Genomic DNA, 23315 nt, shown 5'->3' on the forward strand with positions numbered 1-23315 from the left:
ATGGATCTTGTAATTCGCGACGCGGAGCCGGAAGACCGGGCGGAATGGCTGCGCCTGTGGAACGACTATCTCGCCTTCTATAACGTACACCTTGCCGAGGAAGTTACGGACCATACATGGGCGCGTATCCTCGATCCGGCATCACGCGTTTCCATGCGCGTGGCTCTTCTGGGCGACAGGATGGCCGGTTTCGCCATCCATCACTTCCATGATTCCACCTGGGTGAAAACGCCCGACTGCTATCTGGAAGACCTGTTCGTTGACGGCGCGATCCGTGGCAAGGGAACAGGCCGGGCGCTGATGGATGACCTCATTGCCATATGCAAGGAAAAGGGCTGGTCCCGGCTTTACTGGAACACGGACGAGCAAAATCACCGTGCCCAGAAGCTTTACGACAGCTACGTCAAAAGCGACGGCCATATCCGCTATCGCATCAAGTTCTGATCACCCTCTGAAGCGGAAGAAATCCACGAAAGCCCTTAGCGCCGGGCGCATCTGCCGGCGCGAGGGGTAATAGATATAAAAACCATCAAAGGGCGCGCACCAGTCCTCCAGCACCCGGACCAGCCTGCCTTCCTTGATGTCGTCTTCTACGCGCTGTTCGAAAACGAAAGCCAGACCCGCACCGTCAATCGCCGCCCGGCGAATAAGGCTCTGGTCCGACAGGACGAGCGGCCCCTGCACATCGACCACCAAAGGTCTGCCGTCCTTTTCCAGCTCCCAGCGGTATAGCAGACCGCTGGAGAAGCGACGGAGAATACAGCGATGCCGCATCAAATCCCTCGGCTCACGGGGCGGGGGATTTTCTTCGAAATAGGTGGGCGCGCCGACAATCGCGCCACGCCATGGGCCGCTCGCCTTCACGGCAATCATATCCGCTTCAAGATTCTCGCCGAGCCGCAGGCCGGCATCGAAACCTTTCGCGACAATATCCTCGAAGCGGTCATCGGTCGAAATCTCCAGCGAGATATCTGGATATAGCCGCAGGAACTCGCCAAGCCGGGGCATGATCAGGTCCTCCGCCGCAAGTCTTGGCAGGGTTATCCGCAACGGTCCGGCCGGCCTTCCGCCATGCTCGGCAAGCGTATCGATGACGGCATCGATTTCAGCAAGGGCCGGCCCAAGCGTCTCGAGAAGCCGCCTGCCCTCCTCTGTCGGCGAAACGCTGCGGGTGGTACGATGCAGCAGGCGCAGGCCAAGGCTCGCTTCGAGCGACGATACTGCATGGCTGACGGCGGAAGGCGCAATGGCAAGTTCGGCGGCAGCTTTACGAAAGCTGCGGCCTTCGGCAACGGCAGCGAGGACAGCGAGTTGGGAGAGTTGCACACGGTTCATTGTTCTAAATAATAGAACAACCCGCAACGATTTGCAGCGATTATTTTTGCCGTCTTAGGGCGCTATCTTCTCATCACGCCCCTGACAACGGGCGGTTCCTTATGGAAGGACGAACAGATGAAAAAAAGAACTCTCGGAAACAACCTTTCCGTTTCGGCGCTTGGCCTCGGCTGCATGGGCATGACCCATGCCTATAGCCCGACCGGCGACGAAAATAGTGCAATAGCGACGCTGCACCGCGCCGTCGAACTCGGTGTCACTTTTTTTGACACGGCAGAGGTCTATGGGCCTTACAACAACGAAATCCTCGTCGGCAAGGGTTTGAAGCCCTATCGCGACAAGGTGGTCATTGCTACCAAGTTCGGTTTCAAAATCGACGCCAGCAAACCCGCAGGCCAGATGATGGTGGGCACCGACAGCCGCCCGGAAAATGTGCGCGCCGTCGCCGAAGCCTCTCTCAAACGCTTAGGCGTCGACACCATCGACTTGTTCTACCAGCATCGCGTCGATCCGGATGTCCCAATCGAAGATACGGTCGGCGCCATGGCGGAACTGGTGCGGCAGGGCAAGGTGAAACATCTAGGCCTTTCGGAAGCGAGTGCCGAAACACTTCGCAAGGCGCATTCCACTCACCCGATCGCTGCCATACAGAGCGAATATTCGTTGTGGACCCGCGATGTGGAGGAAAACGGCGTGCTGGAAACATGCCGCGAATTCGGTATCGGTTTCGTCCCCTTCAGCCCGCTCGGGCGTGGTGCCCTGACGGGCGCGCTGAAGTCGCTCGACGGACTTGCATCCGACGATTTCCGCCGCGGCCTGCCGCGCTTCCAAAGTGAAAACTTCGATGCCAATCTGGCGCTCATCAAGCTTCTGGAAGATATGGCTGCCGAAAAGGGTGTTACCGCCGGGCAACTGGCGCTGGCCTGGGTGCTGGCGCAGGGTGACTTTATCGTTCCGATCCCCGGTACGACGAAAATCGCCAATCTTGAGAAAAACGTGGCGGCAGCGGATGTATCGCTGACGGCAGAAGAAGTCGCCAGCCTTGGCGCGTTGCTTTCTCCAGCAAAGGTTGCCGGCCAACGATATCCCGAGCGTATGTCCCAGATGGCGAACCGCTAAAAACAAAAAAGCCGAGGCGACTGCCTCGGCTTTTTCAATTCATGAAAACAGAGCTTTACGCTCTCAGCACGCCGCCCGTCGATTTCTCGACATTACCGACGATCTTTGCGGTCAGCGCCTCGAAATCCTCGTCCGTCAGCGTCTTGTCGACCGGCTGGATCTGAACTTCAATGGCGATGGACTTTCGGCTTTCACCAAGCGATGCACCTTCGAAGACGTCAAAGACATTGACGCCGGTGATCAGCTTGCGATCAGCGCTTGTTGCAGCCTTGATGATGGCCCCTGCCTCGACCGACTTGTCGACCACGAAGGCGAAGTCGCGCTTGACCGCCTGGAAGGGCGAAAGCTCAAGGGCCGGCTTTGTGCGGGTCGCCTTCTTCTTTGGCTCCGGCATGGCGTCGAGATAGATCTCGAAACCGCTATAGACACCGGAAACATCCAGCTCTGACAGAGTCTTCGGGTGGAATTCACCGAAATAGCCGAGCACGACCTTCGGACCCATCTTGATGGTGCCGGAGCGGCCAGGGTGATACCAGCCGGGAGCGCCGGCCTCGATCTGCACATTGGCCATCGGCAGGCCACAGGCTTCGAGCACCGAAAGCGCATCGGCCTTGGCGTCATAGACATCCACCGGCTTGCCGCCGCCCTTTGTGGCATTGGACCACATGCGGCCGCTGCCTGCGAGCGAGGCCGTGCCACGGCGTACACCGCCGGCAACACGGCGCTGGGTGTCCGGCGTGTCACCCTCATAGGTGCCGGAGACCTCGAAGATTGCCACATCGCCATGGCCCTTGTCGGCATTGCGCTGTGCTGCGGTCAGAAGGCCCGGCAGAAGCGAAGGACGCATATCCGACATATCGGCCGCGATGGGGTTGGCCAGTTTCAGAGCGGGCGAACCGCCACCGAAAAGCTTCGCGTGAGCTTCCGGGATGAAGGACCACGTGACCGCCTCCAGCATGCCACGGCTGGCAAGCGCACGGCGCGCGGTGCGGGTGCGCACCTGCAGCGTAGTCAAGATGCGGCCGTTGACGGCACCGAAGCTCTCCAGCGGTTCCGGCTTGATGTTGTCGACGCCATGAATGCGCATGACCTCTTCCACCAGATCGGCCTTGCCGTCGACATCCGGGCGCCAAGACGGCACGGTGACGGAAACACGCTCGCCCGTTCCCTCGATGCCGAAACCGAGACCCTTGAGAATGGCCAGGCTTTCTTCCGCCGAAACTTCTAGGCCGGTCAGACGCTTCACTTCCGAGAGCGGAAAATCAACGACCTTGGGCTGATGCCCCTTGTAACCGACGACCTTGGCTTCGCCGGCAACGCCGCCGCAGAGTTCCAGAACCAGTTCGGTGGTGCGTTCCAGACCCGGAACCATATATTCCGGATCGACGCCGCGTTCGAAGCGATAACGGGCATCGGTGATGATGCCGAGCGAACGGCCGGTCTTGGCGATGTTGATCGGATCCCAGAGAGCGGACTCGATCAACACGTCAACGGTATTTTCATCACAGCCGGAGTGTTCACCGCCCATGACGCCGCCGATGGACTCGAGGCCCTTTTCGTCGGCGATGACGACATTGTTCGGGCCGAGCTTGTATTCGCGCTGATCAAGCGCGAGGATCGTCTCACCCTCTTTCGCACGGCGGACCGTCAGATCGCCTTTGACCTTGGCGGCATCGAAGACGTGCATCGGCCGGCCCTGATCGAAGGTCATGTAGTTGGTGATGTCCACGAGCGCATTGATGGGACGCAGGCCGATCGCCATCAGACGTTGCTGCATCCACTTCGGGCTCGGGCCGTTCTTCACACCGCGCACGATGCGAAGCGAAAAGCCGGGGCAGAGCGCCGCGTCATCCAGCTCCAACTTCACGTCGACCGGGGTTGAGCCTTCGACCTTGAAGGACGGCGCTGGCTTGGTCTTGAGCTTGCCGAGACCGGAAGCGGCGAGATCGCGGGCGATGCCATAGATCGAGGTGCAATCCGGGCGGTTTGGCGTCAGATTGATCTCGATGACCGGATCGTCAAGTCCGGCATAGGTCGCGAAAGAAGTGCCGACCGACGCGTCTTCCGGGAGATCGATGATGCCGTCGTGATCGTCGGAAATGTTCAGCTCTTTTTCGGAGCACATCATGCCGTGGCTTTCGACACCGCGTATCTTGCCGACGGCAAGCGTGACATCGATGCCCGGCACGTAAACGCCAGGACGCGCCAGCGCACCGACAAGGCCGGCGCGCGCATTCGGCGCGCCGCAGACGATCTGCACCGGCTTGCCGTCACCGGCATCCACCATCAACACCTTGAGGCGGTCGGCCTCGGGATGTTTTTCGGCGGAGACGACCTTGGCAATGACGAAAGGCTTATAGGCCGCCTTGTCGTCGACGTCCTCGACCTCAAGCCCGATCGCCGTCAACCGTTCGCAAATCTCGTCCAGCGTCGCATCCGTTTCGAGATGCTCTTTCAGCCAGGAAAGAGTGAATTTCATGTCTTTGCTCCTTGGCTAACCGGATTAAACGCTCAAACCGCCGAACAGCGTCGGCATGTCGAGCGGGCGGAAGCCGTAGTGGTTCATCCACCGGACATCGGCGTTGAAGAAATCACGCAGGTCCGGCATGCCGTATTTCAGCATGGCGATGCGGTCGAGGCCCATGCCCCAGGCAAAGCCCTGATATTCATCCGGGTCCAGACCGCCGGCGCGCAGCACATTCGGGTGCACCATGCCGCAGCCAAGGATTTCCATCCAGTCGTTGCCTTCGCCGAACTTGACGATCGGGCCGGAGCGGTCACACTGAATATCCACCTCGAAGCTCGGCTCCGTGAAGGGGAAGAACGACGGACGGAAGCGCATGACAACGCTATCCACCTCAAAGAAGGTCTTGCAGAACTCTTCAAGTACCCAGCGTAGATTGCCAACATGCGCCTTCTTGTCGATCACCAGACCTTCGACCTGATGGAACATCGGCGAATGGGTGGCATCGGAATCCTGACGATAGGTCTTGCCCGGAATGACGATGCGGATCGGTGGCTTCTGGCTTTCCATGGTGCGGATCTGCACCGGCGAGGTGTGCGTGCGCAGCACCTTGCGCTCGCCGTTTTCATCCGGCTGGAAGAAGAAGGTGTCATGCATTTCGCGGGCCGGATGGCCTTCAGGGAAATTCAGCGCCGTGAAGTTGTAATAGTCCGTTTCGATATCCGGACCTTCGGCGATCGAGAAGCCCATATCCGCAAAGATCGCGGTGATTTCATCGACGATCTGGCTGATCGGATGAATGCGGCCGCGCTCGGTCGGAGACTGGCGGACCGGCAGGCTGACATCCAGCGTTTCCGCCTTCAGGCGGGCGGCAATCGCGGCATCTTTCAGGCCGCTCTTGCGTTCGCCGATCAGATCGGTGATTTCGGTCTTGAGCTGGTTGATGGCAGCGCCCCGGGTCTGGCGCTCTTCCGGCGTCATCGACCCCAGCGTCTTCAGAAGCTCCGAAACCGAGCCCTTCTTGCCAAGCGCGGAGACGCGCACGGCTTCGATGGCCGGCTCATCGGCGGCGGCGGCGATCTCCGACATCAGTTGCGATTTCAAGGTATCAAGTTCAGTCATCTTTTCCTGCCTTGCCGGTATTTTTAACAGCGGCTTCGGGGTTCACAGCATTCATCAGATAGTCGGTCGCCATGATAAAGCGTCGCAGATCACTACCCATCCGCACGCGCCCGATCAACCGGGCAAGCGGTAAAAATCGCCCCAGAATGCCGATCAGACGGCACAATTCTTCAAGCGCCCGCGGCGGGGCGTTTTCACGCCAGCGGGCAAAGGCGGCGTCGCAGGTTTTAGGCGCATCGCAGGCGCGGGTCGCGACCTGCAAAAACAGCAGCCAGATATCGCGCGCCTGCGCCGTCTCCAGCGGCATGACCTCCTGAGGGCGCTCCTCGAAATCCATGAAACCGATACGGTCGTCTTTTAAAAAGAAGTCACGCACATGCGGGCGGCCGTGGCAGAGGCCCGCCGCATGCAGCTCGCCAAGCGCTTCTGCGGATTTCACAAGCAAGGCGTCATGTTGCACCGGATCGGACGCCTTTAGCGCATCCATCCGCTCCATGAGCGTCGGACCGACATCTCCCAGCACCATTGCTGTGCGCGACGAGTAGATCAGCGGCGGAACCGGGAAACCGCCTTGCTGGAACTGCTGCAACGTTTCCAGCTCTCGCTGCATGAGGCCCGCGCCGTCCAGCGGTTCAGAAGGGCGAAGAAAAGCATAAGGCAGAAGTTTTGACAGCAGCTTCTGCATTTTCATCCACCAGGTCACACGTTCCGTGCCCTGCCGTTTGATCCACACCGTCAATTGCGAGAGCTCGACCTTTTGAATGCGCCGGTCACTTTTCAGGAGGACGCGCATCAGGGTTGCGATGTCGTCATCGTCGAGATGAACGCGAAAGCCTTCTGCTTCCACAACCTGAATTTTATTGACCAGCATTTCCGTCCACCAAGGATTTCGCTTCAAACGGCGTGAATACTCCAACTCTTCTAAATTTCTAAATTAAAAAACGCCGATAGAGCTGTATCAGAAACTGAAAACGAAAAACCCGCGCCGGAGGACCGGCGCGGGTTTCAAATGAACAACAGATTGTCCGCGCCGTAATTACTTTACAGCGGTTTCAAACTCGTTGGTCGTACCAGCTTCCTTGAGGTACTCAAGAGCCTTCTTCGCGGTCTCGACGAGCACGCCGAATGCTGCCGGCTCATGGATAGCCATGTCGGACAGAACCTTGCGGTCAACTTCGATACCAGCCTTGTTCAGGCCGTCGATGAAGCGGCCGTAGGTCAGGCCGAATTCGCGAACAGCAGCGTTGATACGCTGGATCCACAGAGCGCGGAAGTTGCGCTTGTTGACCTTGCGGTCGCGGTAAGCGTACTGCTTGGAACGATCCACAGCAGCCTTTGCTGCGCGGATGGTGTTCTTGCGGCGGCCGTAGAAGCCCTTGGCTGCCTTGAGTGTCTTGGTGTGCTTGGCGCGGGAAGTTACGCCACGTTTTACGCGTGCCATGTCATGATCTCCTTAAAGTGTCCAAAAGTGCGGAAAAGTCTCAGAGACCGTTCGGCAGGTAGTTCTTGACGACTTTTTTGCCGTCAGCTTCGGCGAGAACCATGGTTCCACGCGCGTCGCGAATGAACTTGTTGGTACGCTTGATCATGCCGTGGCGCTTACCGGCGGCGGCTGCAACAACCTTGCCGGTGGCGGTGATCTTGAACCGCTTTTTTGCAGCGGACTTCGTCTTCATCTTGGGCATTTTGCTACTCCGTGTTTTTGTATCGAAACAGGCAGACGAGGCCTATTTCAAGCTATTCAGGAACGGCCTCGGCATGCCCTGCCGGACCGTTCGGACGCGCGCTTATAACCGCAGTCGGTTAAAAGCGCAACGGGGAATACGAACTTCCCCTTGCGGTGGTGCTTCATGCCGCCCAGGCGGTGTGCGCGAAAGAGTTATTTCGGCGCGAGAACCATCATCATCTGACGGCCTTCCAGCTTCGGCTCGGCTTCAACCTTGGCAATCGCCTGGGTATCTTCCTTCACTTGGAGGAGAAGCTTCATGCCGAGTTCCTGGTGGGCCATTTCGCGGCCGCGGAACTTCAGCGTCACCTTCACCTTGTCACCCTCGTCAAAGAAACGGTTCATCGCCTTCATCTTCACGTCATAGTCATGCGTGTCGATGTTGGGGCGCATCTTGATTTCCTTGACCTCGACGATCTTCTGTTTCTTGCGCGCTTCAGCGGCTTTTTTCTGGGTCGAGTATTTAAGCTTGCCGAGATCGAGGATCTTGCATACCGGCGGTTCAGCGTTCGGCGAAATCTCAACGAGATCGAGACCGGCATCCTCCGCCATTTTCAAAGCCTGGTCCGTCGGCATGCTACCGAGGTTCTGGCCCTCTTCATCAATAAGCTGAACTCTGGGAACCCGGATTTCCCGGTTGGAGCGCGGGCCCTCCTTGACGGGGGCATCGGCTTTGAAAGGTCTGCGAATGGTCGTATTCTCCTGATCTGTTTCTGGATCACATCGGCAAAAAACAGCTTGTTTGGTACAAGCGGCGGAAATGTCGTTATTGCCGTGGCGAAGTCAATAGCATATCTGCCCGAAAAGATCACCTGTTGTCACGGTTTTTGCAAATACGCCGCCTTTGTTGCGCGAAATTCAGGAGAATTGCATATACATGACTGAACAAGCCGCTGAATTCCTGCGGGTAGGCATGGGCGACGACGCCCGCGACATCGCCGTCCTTCATCGCCCGGCAACTTCACGAGAAGATGCACCCACGCTTGTCTGGCTCGGCGGTTACCGTTCCGACATGACGGGAACCAAGGCGGTGGAACTCGACCGCTTTGCAGCGGAAAACGGCATTGCTTGCCTGCGGCTCGATTATTCCGGGCACGGCGCTTCCGGCGGTGACTTCAAAAAGGGCACGATTTCAAGATGGCTGGAAGAGGCACTTGCCGTCGTGCGCGAAAAGGCGCCGTCGCGCGTCGTCCTTATCGGTTCGTCGATGGGTGGATGGATTGCGCTGCGCATGGTCGAGGAACTGCGCAAGGCCGGCGGCACGCCGTCCGTCGCTGGTCTGGTCCTCATTGCGCCAGCCCCCGATTTCACGGTGGACCTTATAGAGCCGAGCCTCACGGATGCGGAAAAACGGTCGCTTGAAGAAAAAGGTTATTTCGAGGAACATTCGGAATACAGCCCCGAGCCAAACATCTTTACGCGCGCGCTGATGGAAGACGGGCAGCAGAACCGCGTCCTCACCGGCATCATTACCACGGGCTGCCCGGTTCACATCCTGCAGGGAATGCGCGATCCCGATGTTCCCTATCAGCATGCGCTGAAGCTCCTCGAACATCTTCCTGCTGACGACGTCGTCTTGACGCTGATCCGCGATGGCGACCACCGGCTGTCCCGGCCGCAGGATATCGGCAGGATGCTGGCTGCCGTCAAAGCCCTTGCAACATAGGCATTTGCGCAACGATCTTAACCATATTTAACGAGTCTTGCGCGCCGCCGATGGCTAGTGATTGACTCCTGCCCCCCAACCCTCTTAACTTTTCATTAAGAATTAAGGGACGGGTTTCATGATGAACGCACCGCTGGCGCGTGCGCTGCTGTTTGCAGTTGCCGCCGGGCTATTGACTGCTGCCTCCGCCGTGGCGGAAACCAAGGGAAGCCCTTCCATGGTGACGGGCGGGATCACATCCCAGCCGATCGGCCATTATGAGTTCTGCCAGAAATACGCGAGCGAGTGCAACATTCGAAGCAAGCTGACGCCGCCGCCACGGGTCACCGAGTATGGCTGGGGTGTGGTTCGCGAGATCAACACATCCGTCAACACCTCGATCGTCGCCATGACCGACATGGAAATCTACGGCAAGGAAGAAGTCTGGGAATATCCCACGACCGCTGGCGATTGTGAGGACTTCGTGCTGCTGAAGCGCAAGAAGCTGATCGAGCGTGGGTTTTCCGTTGCTGACCTGCTGATCACTGTCGTGCGCAAGCCTGATGGCGAGGGCCATGCCGTGCTGACGCTCCGCACCACCGATGGCGATTATATTCTCGACAATCTCACCGACGACGTGAAGCTCTGGACCGACACCAACTACACTTATCTGAAGCGGCAGGCGTCCTTCAATTCGGGCCGTTGGGTTTCCATCGAGGATGGCCGCGACGTTCTGGTCGGCGCATTGCGCTGATCGGCAGATATTATAGGCTCAATGCAGAAAGCCCGCAGCAAACGCTGCGGGCTTTTTTATTCACTAGGCGTTGCCGATGATGATACCGGCGGCCAGCACCAGCGAACCGCCGAGCACTACCTGAAACACTGCCCGCAGGAACGGCGTTTCCATGAAACGGTTCTGAATAAAGGCGATGGCCCAGAGTTCCACGAAGACGACGACCGCGGCGATGGCCGTTGCTGTCCAGAAATGCGGAATGAGATAGGGCAGCGCATGGCCAAGGCCACCAACGGCCGTCATGATGCCTGAGGCGAGACCGCGCTTTACCGGAGAGCCACGACCGGAAAGCTTGCCATCATCATGGGCCGCCTCGGTGAAGCCCATAGAAATACCCGCGCCAACGGAGGCCGAAAGGCCGATCAGGAAGGTTTGCCACGTATCCTGCGTGGCGAAGGCGGCTGCGAAGATCGGCGCCAGCGTCGATACGGAACCATCCATCAGTCCCGCAAGACCCGGCTGCACGAAGGTCAGAAGAAATTGCCGCTTTGCGGTTTCCGCCTCTTCTGTCTTGCCGTTTTCGTCGAGATGTTTCTCTTCCAGCATCTGCGCGATGTCTTCGTGACCACGCTCAGCCTCGGCCAGATCGCCGAGCAGCTTGCGGGTCGAGGCATCGCTGGTTCGCTTGACAGCCTCATCGTAAAAACGGATCGCCTGGGCCTCCATCAATTCCGCCTGCGCACGAATTTTGTCGAGCGACAGGTTCTTCACCAGCCAGTCCGGCGTGCGCTCGTAAAAGCCACGCACATGCTCTCGGCGGATCAGGGGGATCGTTTCCCCAAATCGCCTGCGGTGCATGTCGATCAGCACGTTTCGATGCTGCTGCTCCACCTCGGCCATATCATCGAAGATTTTTGCGGATTGCGGATATTGCGCGCGCAGATGATCGGCATAGGAGCGGTAGATGCGGGAATCGTCTTCTTCGGACGAGATGGCAAGTGCGAGGATTTCCTGTTCGCCAAGCGAGGAGAACGGGCGTTTGGACAGGGAAAAAAGACTGCGGAACATGGCTGGAACCTCTTTAGAATAATTCTAAATACATCCTGATCACGTCACAATCAAGCCTTTTAGAATTATTCTAATATGCCAAAGGGTCGCATTGCGGAGTGTCGAAGAGCCACGTAGGTTCTGCCGCAAAAGGAAGCACAATGCAGGACCAGACCGCGGCAAAGGCCGCCCACAACGCGGAAATTCAGAACAGGGCGGAAGAGGCCATGGCGGCTATCGGCATCGACGTAGGTTTCGTCGACCTGCTGGTCGAAACATTTTACGGCCGCGTTCTGGAACATCCCACGCTGGGCCCTGTCTTCGATGCGCGGCTTTCCGGGCGCTGGCCGGAGCATATGGCCAGGATGAAACAGTTCTGGGCCGCCGTCGCCTTCAAGAATGGCGGCTACGGCGGCAAGCCGGTGCAGGCGCATCTTGGCGTAAAAGGCATGTCGGCGGAACTGTTCCCGCAATGGCTGGCGCTTTTTTCGGCTACCCTTGACGATATCGCGCCGAGCCCACAAGCCCATAGCTGGTTCATGGAAACTGCGGAACGCATCGCAAAAAGCCTGACGCTTTCGCTGTTTTATAATCCTGCAATGGATGATCCGGCGTTAAGACGCATGCATCCGTAGCCCCATCCGGGCGATGATAGCAGGCCCGGCAAGTCCAAATATTCCCCTTGATGGCCGCAAGGATAAATGTTTAGTAGCCAGTGGGAGGCGTACCGTACGGTTCGCCTGTAATATGCAGACATATCAGGGCTTATCGACATGGATCGCAGATCATTTATTCGCAAGGCGGGCGCTGTTGGTGCCGGTGTTACCGCAACCGTGCTGGCCGCTCCGGCCATTGCGCAGGAAAACCCCAAAATCACCTGGCGCATGACGTCGTCATTCACCAAGGGCCTCGACATTCTATTCGGTGCCGGCCAGATCGTCGCCGATCATGTCAAGGAAGCATCGGGCGGCAACTTCGTCATCCAGCATTTCGCCGGTGGCGAAATCGTGCCGGCGCTGCAGGCAGCGGATGCGGTGACGGCTGGAACCGTCGAAATGGCGCATACCTGCTCATACTACTATGTCGGCAAGGACCCGACCTTCGCGCTCGGGACCTCGGTTCCCTTCGGTCTCAATGCACGCCAGACGAATGCATGGTTCAACCAGGCGGGCGGCAACGAGTTGCTCAATGAGTTTCTTGCCCAGCACAATATCTACTCGATCCTGCTCGGCAACACCGGCGCCCAGATGGGCGGCTGGTTCCGCAAGGAAATCAACACCATCGATGACCTTAAGGGCTTGAAAATGCGCATTGCCGGCCTAACCGGCCAGGTGATGCAGAAGGTTGGCGTGACACCGCAGCAGATCGCCGGCGGCGATGTTTACGCCGCTCTCGAAAAGGGCACCATCGATGCAACCGAATTCGTCGGTCCCTATGACGACCAGAAGCTCGGCTTCTACAAGGTTGCGAAATATTACTACTACCCCGCATGGTGGGAAGGTGGCCCAGCCGTTCATGCTTTCGTGAACCTGCAGAAGTTCAACGAGTTGCCGGAGAACTACAAGCGTATTCTGAAAGATGCCTGCGCCGCCGGCAGCGCCAGCATGCTGGAGCGTTATGACGCACGCAATCCGAAGGCTCTGAAGGAACTCGTGGCGCAGGGCGCCATCTTGCGGCCGTTCAGCCAGGAAATCCTCGACGTCTGCCACAAGGCGGCGCAGGACACCTATGCCGAGATTTCGGCCAAGAACGAGAGCTTCAAGAAGATCTACGATAGCCAGCAGGCGTTCAAGAAGGACGCCTATCTCTGGGCACAGATCGCCGAATATACCTATGACACCTATATGATGATCCAGCAGCGCAACGGCACGCTCTGATCCTCATTTCAGTATCTTCAAACGGCCATCCGGCATCTGCCGGGTGGCCGTTTTTGTATTCGATACCAGCTTCCACACCTCGCGTTCACGCCAGTCCATCGGGCTCATGCCGGTGACGCGGCGAAATTCCCGGTTGAAGTTGGATTTGGTCTGAAAGCCGGAAGACAGCATGATCGCAGTGACCGACTGATCCCTCTCCTCCAGCAGCCGGCAGGCTTCGCGGATGCGCAGCTGGTTGACATATTGCGAGACGTTAACGCCGAGCGAGCGATTGATCGCGCCGGAGATTTGCCGGCTCGGCAGACCGAGACGTTTTGCGAGCCGTGACAGGTTTAGATTCTCATCGCGGTAGAGCGTGTGGGTCTCCATCAAGCGATCAAGCCTTTCGACAACGTCCCGGTCCTGTTGTGAAGGCGCCGGCAAAGACAACTCCGCAGCAGGCTGGGCAGCCGTTTGCGGCGCTTTGCTTTTGCCGGCAAGTGCAGCCATGAGACCGATCAGCAGAAGCCCGAGAAGATTGGCATTGCTGACAAGTGCGGCGACATTTTCTCCATGCGCCCACTCGAAATCGAAAAACACCAGAAGATCGAAGAACGCGGAAACGCAGAGAGCGACCGCGGCGACAATAAGCGCCTTATGCGCAGATGCGACGCTGGCAAATTGCGCCTCGTCCAGCCCATCCGGCCCTTTTCTTGCCAAAAGAAGCAAGGCAATGGCGTGCCCGACAAAAATCACGATCAGCGCAAAATCGATCGCAACGGGAAGGACGAACTCCAGAAAGACGACGAATAAAGGTGAAAGCACAAGACTGGCAAACATCGCTCTCCTGCTTTCAACTCCAACGCCCATCAGTCCGCGAAAGGCGATGTAGACGAGAGGCGGCAGGCAGGCAGCCAGAACAGGCAAAACATAACGCGCTTCGCTCACACCATATCCCCAGCGCAAGCCGACAAGAACGGACTGCACGGCGCAAAGCGCGATGAGCGCCAGAAACGCCCGGTTGGTTCGCATATCCTCTCCGCCTCGAAAGAAGACGATGAACATGACGACCAGCAGAAGTGCGACGACAAAAGGCAAGGGAATGAAAAGCACGGATAACGATCCCGAAGCGATGAATTACCACCCATTCATGGACCAGATCGCGTTTCGGCACGACCTTTAACGCGATCAAGGACGCATTTATTCGCCCTAAAAGGAAAACGGGAGCATCCACCTTGTCAAACGGAGAGGCTCTCATGACACTGAAAAACACCCTTGTCGCACTTCTTATGTGCGCGGCTTTTTCCCCGCAGGCATTTGCCGCAGAGGATGTCGGGCTTACAAGCATCCCTGTTCCTTCCAAGGCCCGCAACACAAACCTTGACGTTACGATCTGGTATCCGGCCAAAGGCGGAGACGGCACACCGGCGCTTTCCTCCGAGAACCGTATCTTTCAGGGAACGGCGGTTCGGAAGGACGCGACCATCAAAGACGGCCATTTCCCCCTCGTGTTGATTTCGCACGGGTCCGGCTCGCGCGCTGAAGGCATGGCCTGGATCGCAGCGAAACTCGCCAGCGAAGGTTTCATCGTCGCCGGAACCAATCATCCCGGCACGACCAGTGGTGACTCGACGCCTGCCGACACGCCGAAAATCTGGGAGCGGACGAACGATCTAACCACAATCGTCACGGCCTTGACGACGGACGGCACGTGGTCAGGTGCGATCGACGGGCAACGCATCGGTGTTCTCGGCTTTTCGCTGGGCGGCAGCGCGGCGATGGAGATTGCAGGTGCACGAGCCGATCTTGACGCCTATGTGCGCTATTGTGAAGAGAATGCAGCAATGATGGATTGCCAGTGGTTTGCCGGCGGCCGGGCCTATGTCAATAACGAGCCGGTCAGCGTACCGAAGCTCGATCTCAGAACCATCGACAAGGCCCGTTTCGAGCAGCAGAACCGCGATCCACGCATCCGTTCCGCCGTGTTGGTCGATCCGGGTCTGGCGCTGGCGTTCCAGCCGGACAGCCTGAGACAAATCGATATTCCGCTGACCTTCATCAATCTTGGCAGCGAAGGTAAAATACCGCCCGCTGTCCTTGCCGACGAGCTTGCAGCACAAGTGCCTGCCTCTACTTACCGACAGGTCGACGAGGCCAACCATTTCAGCTTCCTGCCCCTTTGCAAGCCTGATGCCGACGCGTTTCTCAAATCCGTTGGCGAGCGCGATCCGATCTGCGAACCGGCCGGGCCCCGCGACCGTAAGGATATTCATGCACAGCTGGAAACCATGATCGTCAACGCCTTAAACCGCACGCTGAAGCCGGGTCAATAACCAGAAGAACCTAGCCGATCCTTTTGTAAAACAGGGTCGTGCCGCAATAACGCCCGTCGGGAAAAAGCGCATAGTCGGGGATGACGCCGACGCGTTCCCAGCCAAGACGGGGATAAATTGCCTCCGCATCGCTACCCGTGGCCGTATCCAGCACCAAAAGGGTACGGCCACGTTTTGCCGCTTCCTGCTCCACCTTTTCCATGAGCTTTCGTGCAAGTCCCAGCCCGCGTGCCGACCGATGCACAAGAAGCTTCATCAGATCACCGCGATGTGGCTGGTTGGGCTTGGAGGCCAGACCGACCTGCACCGTGCCCACCACTTTATCGTTTACTTCCGCCACCACATGAATGGTGCTGCCTGCTTCCACGGCATCGGCTACCTCCTGCCAGAACGGCTCGGCATCTTTTGGGGAGAAAGGCAGCATGAAACCGACAGACGCGCCGCCATTCACGCAGTCGGCGATAACGTCACAAAGTTCGGGCAAGGCATTGATCGTCTCTGCCCGGTTCAATACGCGGATGGTGGCCATTAATAACTCCTGTCGGGGAAAATCAGCGCTGTCTTTGATCCAGCACGACGGCATAACGGGCAGGTTTTTCTGAGGGATTGTGGAAGACATGTCCCTCACCCACCGGCATGAAAAGGCAATCGCCGGGTTCCAGCCGGTGCACGTCTCCACCACTCGTCATCTCCAGCACACCTTCGAAAAGCCAGACATATTGCGTCATTCCGCGGCTTGCCGCATGCGGCGGGAAACCGACACGTGCGCCCGCCGGGAACTCGACCTCGACAATATCGACATCGGAACCGACGCGTGGCGGGGAGATGGCACGGCGCACATAACCGGTCTCCGGGTCTTTCCAGAGCTGCTGGTCACGCTTTTTCACCAGCGGTGAAACAGCCTCTTCGTCTTCGGCGAAAAAGCCGGAGAGCGACAGGCCTAGCGCTGCGCAGATGCGGGCAAGAAGCGAGGCCGTGGGGCTCGCCTCGCCACGTTCGATGCGGGAAATCATGGCGCGGCTGACGCCGGATTCGGCGGCGAGCCGGTCCAGGGTCAAACCATTTTGAGCGCGCAACGTCTTGATGCGGTCGCCGATAGAGCGTTCGAGAATATGATCTTCATTTTCCATCATGCGAGAATACATTCTCACATGATGGAGTCAATATCTACTATAATGGAAATTGCGATCGCTTTTTACCGCGGGTTCTGCGCGCGGCAAAGATGCATCAGGCACCGACCTGGGCGATCCAATCGTTCAGATTATAGTAGTTCGTTACTCGACTAACTTTTCCATCCTTCAGGTCAAAGAATGCACCAGCCGGCAGGACGTATGTCTGGCCATCGGCTTCCGGCAGGCCTTCATCGGTTGCGAGATATTCGCCGTTCACGATGAATTCCGCAGAGGCGCGCTTACCGTCCTCGCTCGCCATGATGACCATGTCGGTGAGGTTTTCCTTATAGCAGCGGTTCATGTGCTGCATGAAGGACGCAAAAGCCGGCTTTCCGGTCTGACGCTCGCCCTGATTGATGTCATGTACCACCTCGTCGTGAAGAAGCGCCAGAAAGGCATCCATGTCCTGACGGTTGAAGGCATCGTAATAGGCGCGGATGGTCTCAGTGGCGGTCATTGTCTTCTCCGTTCAATGCTTGCGCGGGTTTTCCATGACGGTATAACCAGTGCAACCGAAAGTGAAAATGCCCATGACCGTCGAAATCAAGTCTCTTTCCGGCATCGAGGCCGCGCCCTATTTCGATGACCTTGCGCGCCTGCGGATCGAAGTGTTTCGCGCCTTTCCCTATCTCTATGACGGATCGCTGGATTACGAGCGCAAATATCTCGCCACCTATGCCGACACGAAAGGCGCGGTTTTTGTGCTGGCGCTGGATGGCGCACACGTGGTGGGCATGTCCACCGGCATGCCCATGGCGGCCGAGACCGACGAGGTGAAGGCGCCCTTCCTGAAGGCGGGTTACGATCCGGACCGGATATTTTACTTCGGCGAAAGCGTGCTTCTGCCCAGCTATCGCGGGCATGGCATCGGGGTGCGGTTCTTTGCGGAGCGGGAGGCGCATGCGAGCAAGCTCGGCTTCAACTGCTGCACCTTCTGCGCGGTCGAGCGCCCCGCCGACCACCCGCGCCGGCCGTTGGATTACGTGCCGCTGAGTACCTTCTGGGAAAAACGCGGCTATCGCCATCACCCGGAATTGCACACCAGCTTCACCTGGCGGGATCTAGACGAGAGCACCGAAAGCCCAAAGCCCCTGTCCTTCTGGATGAAGACCCTTGCTGCCGGAGAGGAAAACAGATGACGAAACTCGCCGCCAGCCAATATGCCATCGAACTCATCGAGACATGGGAAGGCTATGCCGCCCATCTTTCCGCCATCGTGCGCGAGGCGAAAGAAAAAGGCGCCGAGCTGCTGCTGTTGCCGGAATATTCGGCCATGACGCTGACCGGGCAGTTGCCGCCCGATGCGCGCTCGGACCTGCACCGCTCCATCGAAGAGATACAGCCGCTCATCCCCTCATGGGTCGAGCTTTGTGAAGAGCTGGCGCGGCAACATCAAATCCTGTTTCAGCCGGGCAGCGCGCCAGTGAAAGACAAGGACGGCAAGTTCCGCAACCGCGCATGGCTGTTCGGCCCCAACGGACTGATCGGGTATCAGGACAAGCAGATCATGACGCGCTTCGAGCGGGAGCAATGGAACATCCTTGCCGGCATCGAGGGCCTGAAAGCCTTCGAGACGCCGATCGGCAGGCTCGGCATCCTCATCTGTTACGACAACGAGTTCCCGATGCTTGGCCGGAAGCTGGCCGAGCTTGGCGTCGAACTGGTTCTCGCTCCCAGCTGCACCGATACGCTGGCCGGCGCCTACCGGGTGCGTATCGGCGCTCAGGCGCGGGCGTTGGAAAACCAATATGCCGTTCTCTCCTCCCCCACGGCGGGTGAGGCTCCATGGTCTCCCGCCGTCGATGAAAATCGTGGCCGCGCAGCACTTTACGTGCCATCCGACTATGGCATGCCGGCATCGGGTATCGTCGCGGAAAGCGAAAGCGATGCGGTGACACACAGCACGTTGCTGATCGCCGATATCGACCTTGCTGCCGTGGCCAAGCTTAGAACCGAAGGACAAGTGGCCACCCGCCGCGACTGGCCGGAGCAGTTTGCGATCTGAAAAGCCCATTTTAAAGGGCTTTTAACCAAATTCCCGCTTTGCGGCATGAGAAGCCCCTGCTATAGCGCGGGGCATGAGCACAAATTCGACCCGCACGCCCCTGGACCATATCCGCAACTTCTCGATCGTTGCCCACATCGATCACGGCAAATCGACGCTGGCCGACCGGTTGATCCAGTCGACAGGCGGCCTTGCCGAGCGAGATATGTCGGAACAGGTTCTCGATTCGATGGATATCGAACGCGAGCGCGGCATCACCATCAAGGCCCAGACCGTACGCCTGCACTACAAGGCGAATAACGGCGAAACCTATGTGCTGAACCTCATCGACACGCCCGGTCACGTCGACTTTGCCTATGAAGTGTCCCGCTCGCTTTCGGCCTGCGAAGGTTCGCTGCTGGTGGTGGACGCATCTCAGGGTGTGGAAGCCCAGACGCTGGCCAACGTTTATCAGGCAATCGACAATAATCACGAGCTGGTGACGGTCTTGAACAAGATCGACCTGCCGGCCGCGGAGCCCGACCGCATCAAGGAACAGATCGAGGAAGTAATCGGCATCGATGCTTCCGAAGCTGTGTTGATTTCGGCCAAGACCGGGCTTGGCATCCCCGATGTTCTCGAAGCCATCGTCAACCGCCTGCCACCGCCGAAGAGCGAAGTCGGTGAGAACGGGCCGCTCAAGGCACTGCTCGTTGACAGCTGGTACGACACCTATTTGGGCGTCATGGTTCTGGTGCGCGTCATCGACGGCGTGCTGACCAAGGGCCAGCAGATCCGCATGATGGGTTCCGGCGCGAAATACGGCGTCGAGCGCGTTGGCGTACTTACCCCGAAGATGGTCAATGTCGACAGCCTCGGCCCCGGCGAGATCGGTTTCATCACCGCCTCGATCAAGGAAGTCGCCGATACGCGTGTTGGCGATACCATTACCGACGACAAGCGCCCGACGGCGCAGGCCCTGCCCGGCTTCAAGCCAGCGCAGCCCGTGGTTTTCTGCGGCCTCTTCCCTGTCGATGCAGCCGACTTCGAAGATCTGCGCGCGGCGGTGGGCAAGCTTCGCCTCAACGACGCCTCCTTCTCCTTCGAAATGGAATCGTCTGCCGCTCTCGGCTTTGGTTTCCGTTGCGGCTTCCTCGGTCTGCTGCATCTTGAAATCATTCAGGAACGCCTCGAGCGTGAGTTCAATCTCGATCTGGTCGCCACAGCACCTTCGGTCGTCTATGAAATGACGCTGACGGATGGCACCGAGAAGGAACTGCACAACCCGGCGGATATGCCTGATGTCGTGAAGATCAAGGAAATCCGCGAACCGTGGATCAAGGCGACGATCCTGACGCCCGACGAATATCTCGGTGGTATCCTGAAACTCTGTCAGGACCGGCGCGGCCTGCAGACGGAGCTGACCTATGTCGGCAACCGCGCGATGATCACCTATGAATTGCCGCTCAACGAAGTGGTGTTCGATTTCTACGACCGCCTGAAATCCATCTCGAAGGGTTACGCCTCGTTCGACTACAACATCATCGACTATCGCGAAGGCGATCTCGTCAAGATGTCGATCCTCGTGAACGGCGACCCGGTGGACGCACTCTCCATGCTGGTCCACCGCTCGGCGGCTGACCGGCGCGGACGCGGCATGTGCGAAAAGCTGAAGGAACTCATTCCGCCGCACATGTTCCAGATCCCGATCCAGGCGGCCATTGGCGGCAAGGTCATCGCCCGCGAAACCGTGCGCGCGTTGCGCAAGGACGTGACGGCGAAGTGCTACGGTGGCGATGCGACGCGTAAACGCAAACTTCTGGACAAGCAGAAGGAAGGCAAAAAGCGCATGCGCCAGTTCGGCAAGGTGGAGATTCCGCAGGAAGCTTTCATCGCTGCGCTGAAGATGAACGACGAATAAGCGGCCGCTAAATCGTCGCTGATTTGACAAGGGAGGCTTACGGCCTCCCTTTTTACATTCACGGCAGCTGCTCAGGCATGCAGCTTCGCGCCCTTGGTAATCTTGTCGACGATTTTCTTGTCCGCCCTAAGCGCCATGCCGACGACCTTTGCATTGTCGGGAGAAAATTCCGAAAACACCTGGCGGTTGGCAACATCATGACCGGTTGCGAACATTTCCTCGATATAGAGCGATGTCGTGACCTCGCGTTCCAGGGATCGCTGGTGGATTTTGCGCAGTGCCTCCTGATCCGTGGCCATGACGACTATCGGCTGGACGGACAGGGGATTGTAGACGTTACCCGCCCCGTCGCGGTATGGTTCCCCGATGATCTCTCTGGTCTGGGCGACGATGCCGGACATGAGAAATGCGGTGACGTTCAGTTTTTGCCACACGGCAAGGTCATCACGAAGGATGACGGCGATCTTGGTATCAAACATGCGAACTCAATCTGGCTGTGGTTACGAAAGAGAAGCGACCCTAGCCCCTCAGGGTACGAGCGATCTTGAACGTTCGTGCAAATTCGAGGGGATCGTGCAGGCCCCTTCCAGCGAAGGGATCGAGCGCATCGAAGCGCGCTTTCACGGCAACGCCTATGCACCCCATCGCCATGACACCTATGCGCTCGGTGTGACGCTTTCCGGCGTCCAGACGTTTTCCTATCGTGGCACATCGCATTTCAGCACGCCCGGAAAGGTTATCGTGCTACATCCGGACGAAGTTCACGATGGTGGTGCCGGCACCGACGAAGGTCTGCGCTACCGTATGCTCTACCTTCCGCCGGAAAAAACCATGGAGGTGGCGACCGGATTTCACGCGCTGCCATTTGCAAAAAATCCCGTCATCGAAGACGGTGAGTTCCGGCAATGCCTGATAGAGGCTCTCGGCAATCTCGAAGGCGAGCCGGACAATCTGCTCCTGACCGACTGGCAATCGAGACTGTCGGATCTGCTCTGGAAGCATTCGAACGGAAACCAGAGAACAATCAAGCGGCTTGACCGGATCGCCGTTTTCCGTTGCCGGGATTACCTGCTGGAGAACAGCGCGCTTGCCGTCAGCTCAGAGAAGCTGGAGCAAATAAGCGGGCTTGATCGCTTCACGCTCTTTCGGCACTTCCGCTCCCTGTTTGGCACGAGCCCGCACCGTTATCTCATCATGCGGCGTCTGCAAAAATGCAAGGACATGATGCGGGCGGGTGCGGGTCTTGCGGAAACGGCGTTTGCCTGCGGCTTTGCGGATCAGGCGCATTTTACCCGCCACTTCAAGAATGCCTTCGGAATGCCTCCGGGGCGCTGGCTAAGCCTTGTTTCGCACTGATCATTCCGGAAACATGATCGACCTGTGAGCCGCAGTCCCAGCCATGGCGCCATCCCCCACGGAAAGAGCGACCGAGCCGGCGGGCCTTGCCACATCACCGCAGGCGAAGATTCCGCGCACTGTTGTCTGTTTCACGGCATCTGTCACGATGCTTGAACCCATCGGCCCCTCTTCCACGGTGCAACCGAGCTTTTCGATCCAATCCGAGGCAATCCGCAATTTCGGTTGCGTGAAAAGACCGGCCAAAGCAATGCTGCACCCATCCGCAAGAACAACATCCGCATGCCCTGCGATCTCTCTGATACGCTCTTTTTCCACCCGAACGCCCCGGGCTGACAAAAGCGCACTCTGTTCGGCATCCGGCACGAATATACCGTTGGTAAAAAAGGTCGTTTCACCCCAGTCCGGAAGCATCAGTGCATGGTGGATGGCCAGCGGTGAGGCCGCGATGACGCCGATCCTGCGCTGATCCAGTTCGTATCCGTGGCAATAGGGGCAATGGAAGACGGCGCTGCCCCAGCGTTCCTTCAGCCCGGCTATATCAGGCAGTTCATCCGTAACGCCTGTGGCAAGGATTAGTCTGGCCGCCCTTTCGCGGCGATTGCCATCGATCTCGATGACGAAGTCATCGAATGATCCTTCGGCATTCGTTACCCTGCCCTTTGCCCAGTGTATCGTCGGGTAGCACTCGATCTGGCGGCGTGCCTCGGCGATGATGTCGCCCGGCGCCTTGCCGTCCTGTCCGAGAAAACCGTGGGAATGGCTGGCGAAGCGATTTCTCCGCTCACCCGCATCCACTACCAGGATGTTTTTTCTCGCGCGCCCGAGCTGCAAGGCGGCGGACAGGCCCGCATAGCTGCCGCCGATGATGATGACTTCGTATTTCATGATGGACCTATCGTTCACCGAGCCGGAAGCGCCCGTTCGTTTCACGATACTTATATTGTTACATGAATTTTAGAGTCAATAGTCACGCAACTTATATTGTTACGTCATATGCTAACTGGTAATGTCGCGAAAACCAGACGGATTTCACCGATGAGACACGACACGCGCCTTTCACGGCTGCTGCATATTTTGATCCATATGGAGAAACACGAGGGTGCGGCGACCTCGGAAAGCATCGCGGCGATGTTGCAGACGAACCCGGTGGTGGTGCGCAGAACCATGGCGGGCTTGCGGGAGCACGGTTACGTGTCGTCGGAAAAAGGCCATGGCGGTGGCTGGGTTCTGGCGCGACCGCTCAGCGAAATCACGCTGCTCGATATTTACCGGGCGCTTGGCGCGCCGGAATTGTTCTCGATTGGGCTGGCAGGAGATAATCCTAACTGCGTCATAGAGCAGGCCGTCAATGCTGCCCTTTTCGACGCCATGAGCGAGGCGGAGACCATTCTCCTGTCCCGCTTCGGAAACATTACGCTTTCCGCGCTGGCGGAGGAATCGATGAGCCGCTGGTCCAGATTGTCCAACCACCCCTCCGCGATGGATCAGCTCTAACGCCG

General features: G+C 58.2%; 26 protein-coding genes. 12 read left to right on the forward strand and 14 right to left on the reverse strand.

Features of this window, described 5'->3' with window-relative positions; all coding sequences use genetic code 11:
- Positions 1-444 carry a GNAT family N-acetyltransferase gene (locus FB593_RS08285; RefSeq protein WP_145166457.1) on the forward strand — a complete coding sequence of 148 codons (444 nt, stop codon included), beginning with the start codon at positions 1-3 and terminating at the stop codon, positions 442-444.
- Here the strand turns inward: FB593_RS08285 and FB593_RS08290 are convergent, their stop codons facing one another.
- A complete protein-coding gene (locus FB593_RS08290) occupies positions 445-1335 on the reverse strand; it encodes a LysR family transcriptional regulator (RefSeq protein WP_019564476.1) in 891 nt (296 codons plus the stop codon).
- Between the two features lie 117 nt (positions 1336-1452).
- On the opposite strand from FB593_RS08290, the gene FB593_RS08295 reads away from it, so the two are divergent.
- Positions 1453-2454 (forward strand): aldo/keto reductase, encoded by a 1002-nt coding sequence (locus FB593_RS08295; protein ID WP_145166458.1) that lies wholly within the window; start codon positions 1453-1455, stop codon positions 2452-2454.
- 55 nt (positions 2455-2509) lie between these two features.
- Here the strand turns inward: FB593_RS08295 and pheT are convergent, their stop codons facing one another.
- From pheT to infC, 6 genes are all read right to left on the reverse strand, one after another.
- Positions 2510-4933, reverse strand: coding sequence for a phenylalanine--tRNA ligase subunit beta (gene pheT / locus FB593_RS08300; RefSeq protein ID WP_145166459.1), 2424 nt, complete (start codon positions 4931-4933; stop codon positions 2510-2512).
- A 24-nt stretch (positions 4934-4957) separates the two neighbouring features.
- On the reverse strand, positions 4958-6040 hold the full coding sequence (gene pheS / locus FB593_RS08305; protein ID WP_003514626.1) for a phenylalanine--tRNA ligase subunit alpha: 1083 nt from the start codon (positions 6038-6040) through the stop codon (positions 4958-4960).
- On the reverse strand, positions 6033-6911 hold the full coding sequence (locus FB593_RS08310; RefSeq protein WP_019564479.1) for a lipopolysaccharide kinase InaA family protein: 879 nt from the start codon (positions 6909-6911) through the stop codon (positions 6033-6035). The genes pheS and FB593_RS08310 overlap by 8 nt, the downstream gene beginning before the upstream one ends.
- 165 nt (positions 6912-7076) lie before the next feature.
- Entirely contained in the window at positions 7077-7481 is a 405-nt protein-coding gene (gene rplT, locus FB593_RS08315; protein ID WP_003514622.1) for a 50S ribosomal protein L20, read from the reverse strand.
- Between the two features lie 40 nt (positions 7482-7521).
- A complete protein-coding gene (gene rpmI / locus FB593_RS08320) occupies positions 7522-7725 on the reverse strand; it encodes a 50S ribosomal protein L35 (RefSeq protein ID WP_003493355.1) in 204 nt (67 codons plus the stop codon).
- Between the two features lie 194 nt (positions 7726-7919).
- The gene (infC, locus tag FB593_RS08325) at positions 7920-8456 is read right to left on the reverse strand and encodes a translation initiation factor IF-3 (protein WP_060641871.1); all 537 of its coding nucleotides are present in this window, start codon (positions 8454-8456) and stop codon (positions 7920-7922) included.
- A 187-nt stretch (positions 8457-8643) separates the two neighbouring features.
- Between infC and FB593_RS08330 the strand changes: the two genes are divergently transcribed.
- Both FB593_RS08330 and FB593_RS08335 read left to right on the forward strand, forming a co-directional pair.
- Positions 8644-9432, forward strand: a complete 789-nt coding sequence (locus FB593_RS08330; protein WP_145166460.1) for an alpha/beta hydrolase — start codon at positions 8644-8646, stop codon at positions 9430-9432.
- Positions 9433-9550: 118 nt separating this feature from the next.
- Positions 9551-10165, forward strand: a complete 615-nt coding sequence (locus FB593_RS08335; RefSeq protein WP_003514617.1) for a transglutaminase-like cysteine peptidase — start codon at positions 9551-9553, stop codon at positions 10163-10165.
- Between the two features lie 63 nt (positions 10166-10228).
- Here the strand turns inward: FB593_RS08335 and mbfA are convergent, their stop codons facing one another.
- Positions 10229-11212: an iron exporter MbfA gene (gene mbfA, locus FB593_RS08340; protein WP_003514615.1), complete on the reverse strand. Its 984-nt coding sequence runs from the start codon at positions 11210-11212 to the stop codon at positions 10229-10231.
- 140 nt (positions 11213-11352) lie between these two features.
- On the opposite strand from mbfA, the gene FB593_RS08345 reads away from it, so the two are divergent.
- Entirely contained in the window at positions 11353-11826 is a 474-nt protein-coding gene (locus FB593_RS08345) for a group III truncated hemoglobin (protein ID WP_065661469.1), read from the forward strand.
- A 138-nt stretch (positions 11827-11964) separates the two neighbouring features.
- Entirely contained in the window at positions 11965-13068 is a 1104-nt protein-coding gene (locus FB593_RS08350; RefSeq protein ID WP_013635316.1) for a TRAP transporter substrate-binding protein, read from the forward strand.
- A gap of 3 nt (positions 13069-13071) precedes the next feature.
- Here FB593_RS08350 and FB593_RS08355 read toward each other — a convergent pair whose 3' ends face one another.
- Positions 13072-14160 (reverse strand): helix-turn-helix transcriptional regulator, encoded by a 1089-nt coding sequence (locus FB593_RS08355; RefSeq protein ID WP_162696533.1) that lies wholly within the window; start codon positions 14158-14160, stop codon positions 13072-13074.
- 143 nt (positions 14161-14303) lie between these two features.
- Here FB593_RS08355 and FB593_RS08360 point away from each other — a divergent pair, with 143 nt between their 5' ends.
- Positions 14304-15380: an alpha/beta hydrolase family protein gene (locus FB593_RS08360; RefSeq protein ID WP_112675218.1), complete on the forward strand. Its 1077-nt coding sequence runs from the start codon at positions 14304-14306 to the stop codon at positions 15378-15380.
- 10 nt (positions 15381-15390) lie between these two features.
- Here the strand turns inward: FB593_RS08360 and FB593_RS08365 are convergent, their stop codons facing one another.
- The 3 genes from FB593_RS08365 to FB593_RS08375 form a co-directional block, all read right to left on the reverse strand.
- Positions 15391-15909, reverse strand: a complete 519-nt coding sequence (locus tag FB593_RS08365; protein WP_013635312.1) for a GNAT family N-acetyltransferase — start codon at positions 15907-15909, stop codon at positions 15391-15393.
- Positions 15910-15931: 22 nt separating this feature from the next.
- Positions 15932-16513: a helix-turn-helix domain-containing protein gene (locus FB593_RS08370; RefSeq protein ID WP_041694296.1), complete on the reverse strand. Its 582-nt coding sequence runs from the start codon at positions 16511-16513 to the stop codon at positions 15932-15934.
- Positions 16514-16607: 94 nt separating this feature from the next.
- Complete coding sequence (locus FB593_RS08375) at positions 16608-17009, reverse strand: ketosteroid isomerase-related protein (protein ID WP_003514602.1); 402 nt, start codon at positions 17007-17009, stop codon at positions 16608-16610.
- Positions 17010-17082: 73 nt separating this feature from the next.
- Here FB593_RS08375 and FB593_RS08380 point away from each other — a divergent pair, with 73 nt between their 5' ends.
- From FB593_RS08380 to lepA, 3 genes are all read left to right on the forward strand, one after another.
- Complete coding sequence (locus FB593_RS08380) at positions 17083-17691, forward strand: GNAT family N-acetyltransferase (RefSeq protein ID WP_162696534.1); 609 nt, start codon at positions 17083-17085, stop codon at positions 17689-17691.
- Positions 17688-18557 (forward strand): carbon-nitrogen hydrolase family protein, encoded by an 870-nt coding sequence (locus FB593_RS08385; RefSeq protein WP_112290996.1) that lies wholly within the window; start codon positions 17688-17690, stop codon positions 18555-18557. The genes FB593_RS08380 and FB593_RS08385 overlap by 4 nt, the downstream gene beginning before the upstream one ends.
- Before the next feature lie 61 nt (positions 18558-18618).
- Positions 18619-20457 carry a translation elongation factor 4 gene (lepA, locus tag FB593_RS08390; protein ID WP_025592156.1) on the forward strand — a complete coding sequence of 613 codons (1839 nt, stop codon included), beginning with the start codon at positions 18619-18621 and terminating at the stop codon, positions 20455-20457.
- A gap of 71 nt (positions 20458-20528) precedes the next feature.
- Here lepA and FB593_RS08395 read toward each other — a convergent pair whose 3' ends face one another.
- Positions 20529-20936 carry a DUF2000 family protein gene (locus FB593_RS08395; RefSeq protein ID WP_003514594.1) on the reverse strand — a complete coding sequence of 136 codons (408 nt, stop codon included), beginning with the start codon at positions 20934-20936 and terminating at the stop codon, positions 20529-20531.
- Positions 20937-21030: 94 nt separating this feature from the next.
- Between FB593_RS08395 and FB593_RS08400 the strand changes: the two genes are divergently transcribed.
- The gene (locus FB593_RS08400; protein ID WP_162696544.1) at positions 21031-21813 is read left to right on the forward strand and encodes an AraC family transcriptional regulator; all 783 of its coding nucleotides are present in this window, start codon (positions 21031-21033) and stop codon (positions 21811-21813) included.
- Here FB593_RS08400 and FB593_RS08405 read toward each other — a convergent pair whose 3' ends face one another.
- A complete protein-coding gene (locus FB593_RS08405) occupies positions 21814-22701 on the reverse strand; it encodes an NAD(P)/FAD-dependent oxidoreductase (protein ID WP_112290998.1) in 888 nt (295 codons plus the stop codon).
- 150 nt (positions 22702-22851) lie between these two features.
- Here FB593_RS08405 and FB593_RS08410 point away from each other — a divergent pair, with 150 nt between their 5' ends.
- On the forward strand, positions 22852-23310 hold the full coding sequence (locus tag FB593_RS08410) for an Rrf2 family transcriptional regulator (protein WP_112291000.1): 459 nt from the start codon (positions 22852-22854) through the stop codon (positions 23308-23310).
- Positions 23311-23315: the final 5 nt, after the last annotated feature.

The sequence above is a fragment of the Rhizobium sp. SJZ105 genome, assembly GCF_007828365.1.
Lineage (GTDB): Bacteria > Pseudomonadota > Alphaproteobacteria > Rhizobiales > Rhizobiaceae > Agrobacterium > Agrobacterium tumefaciens.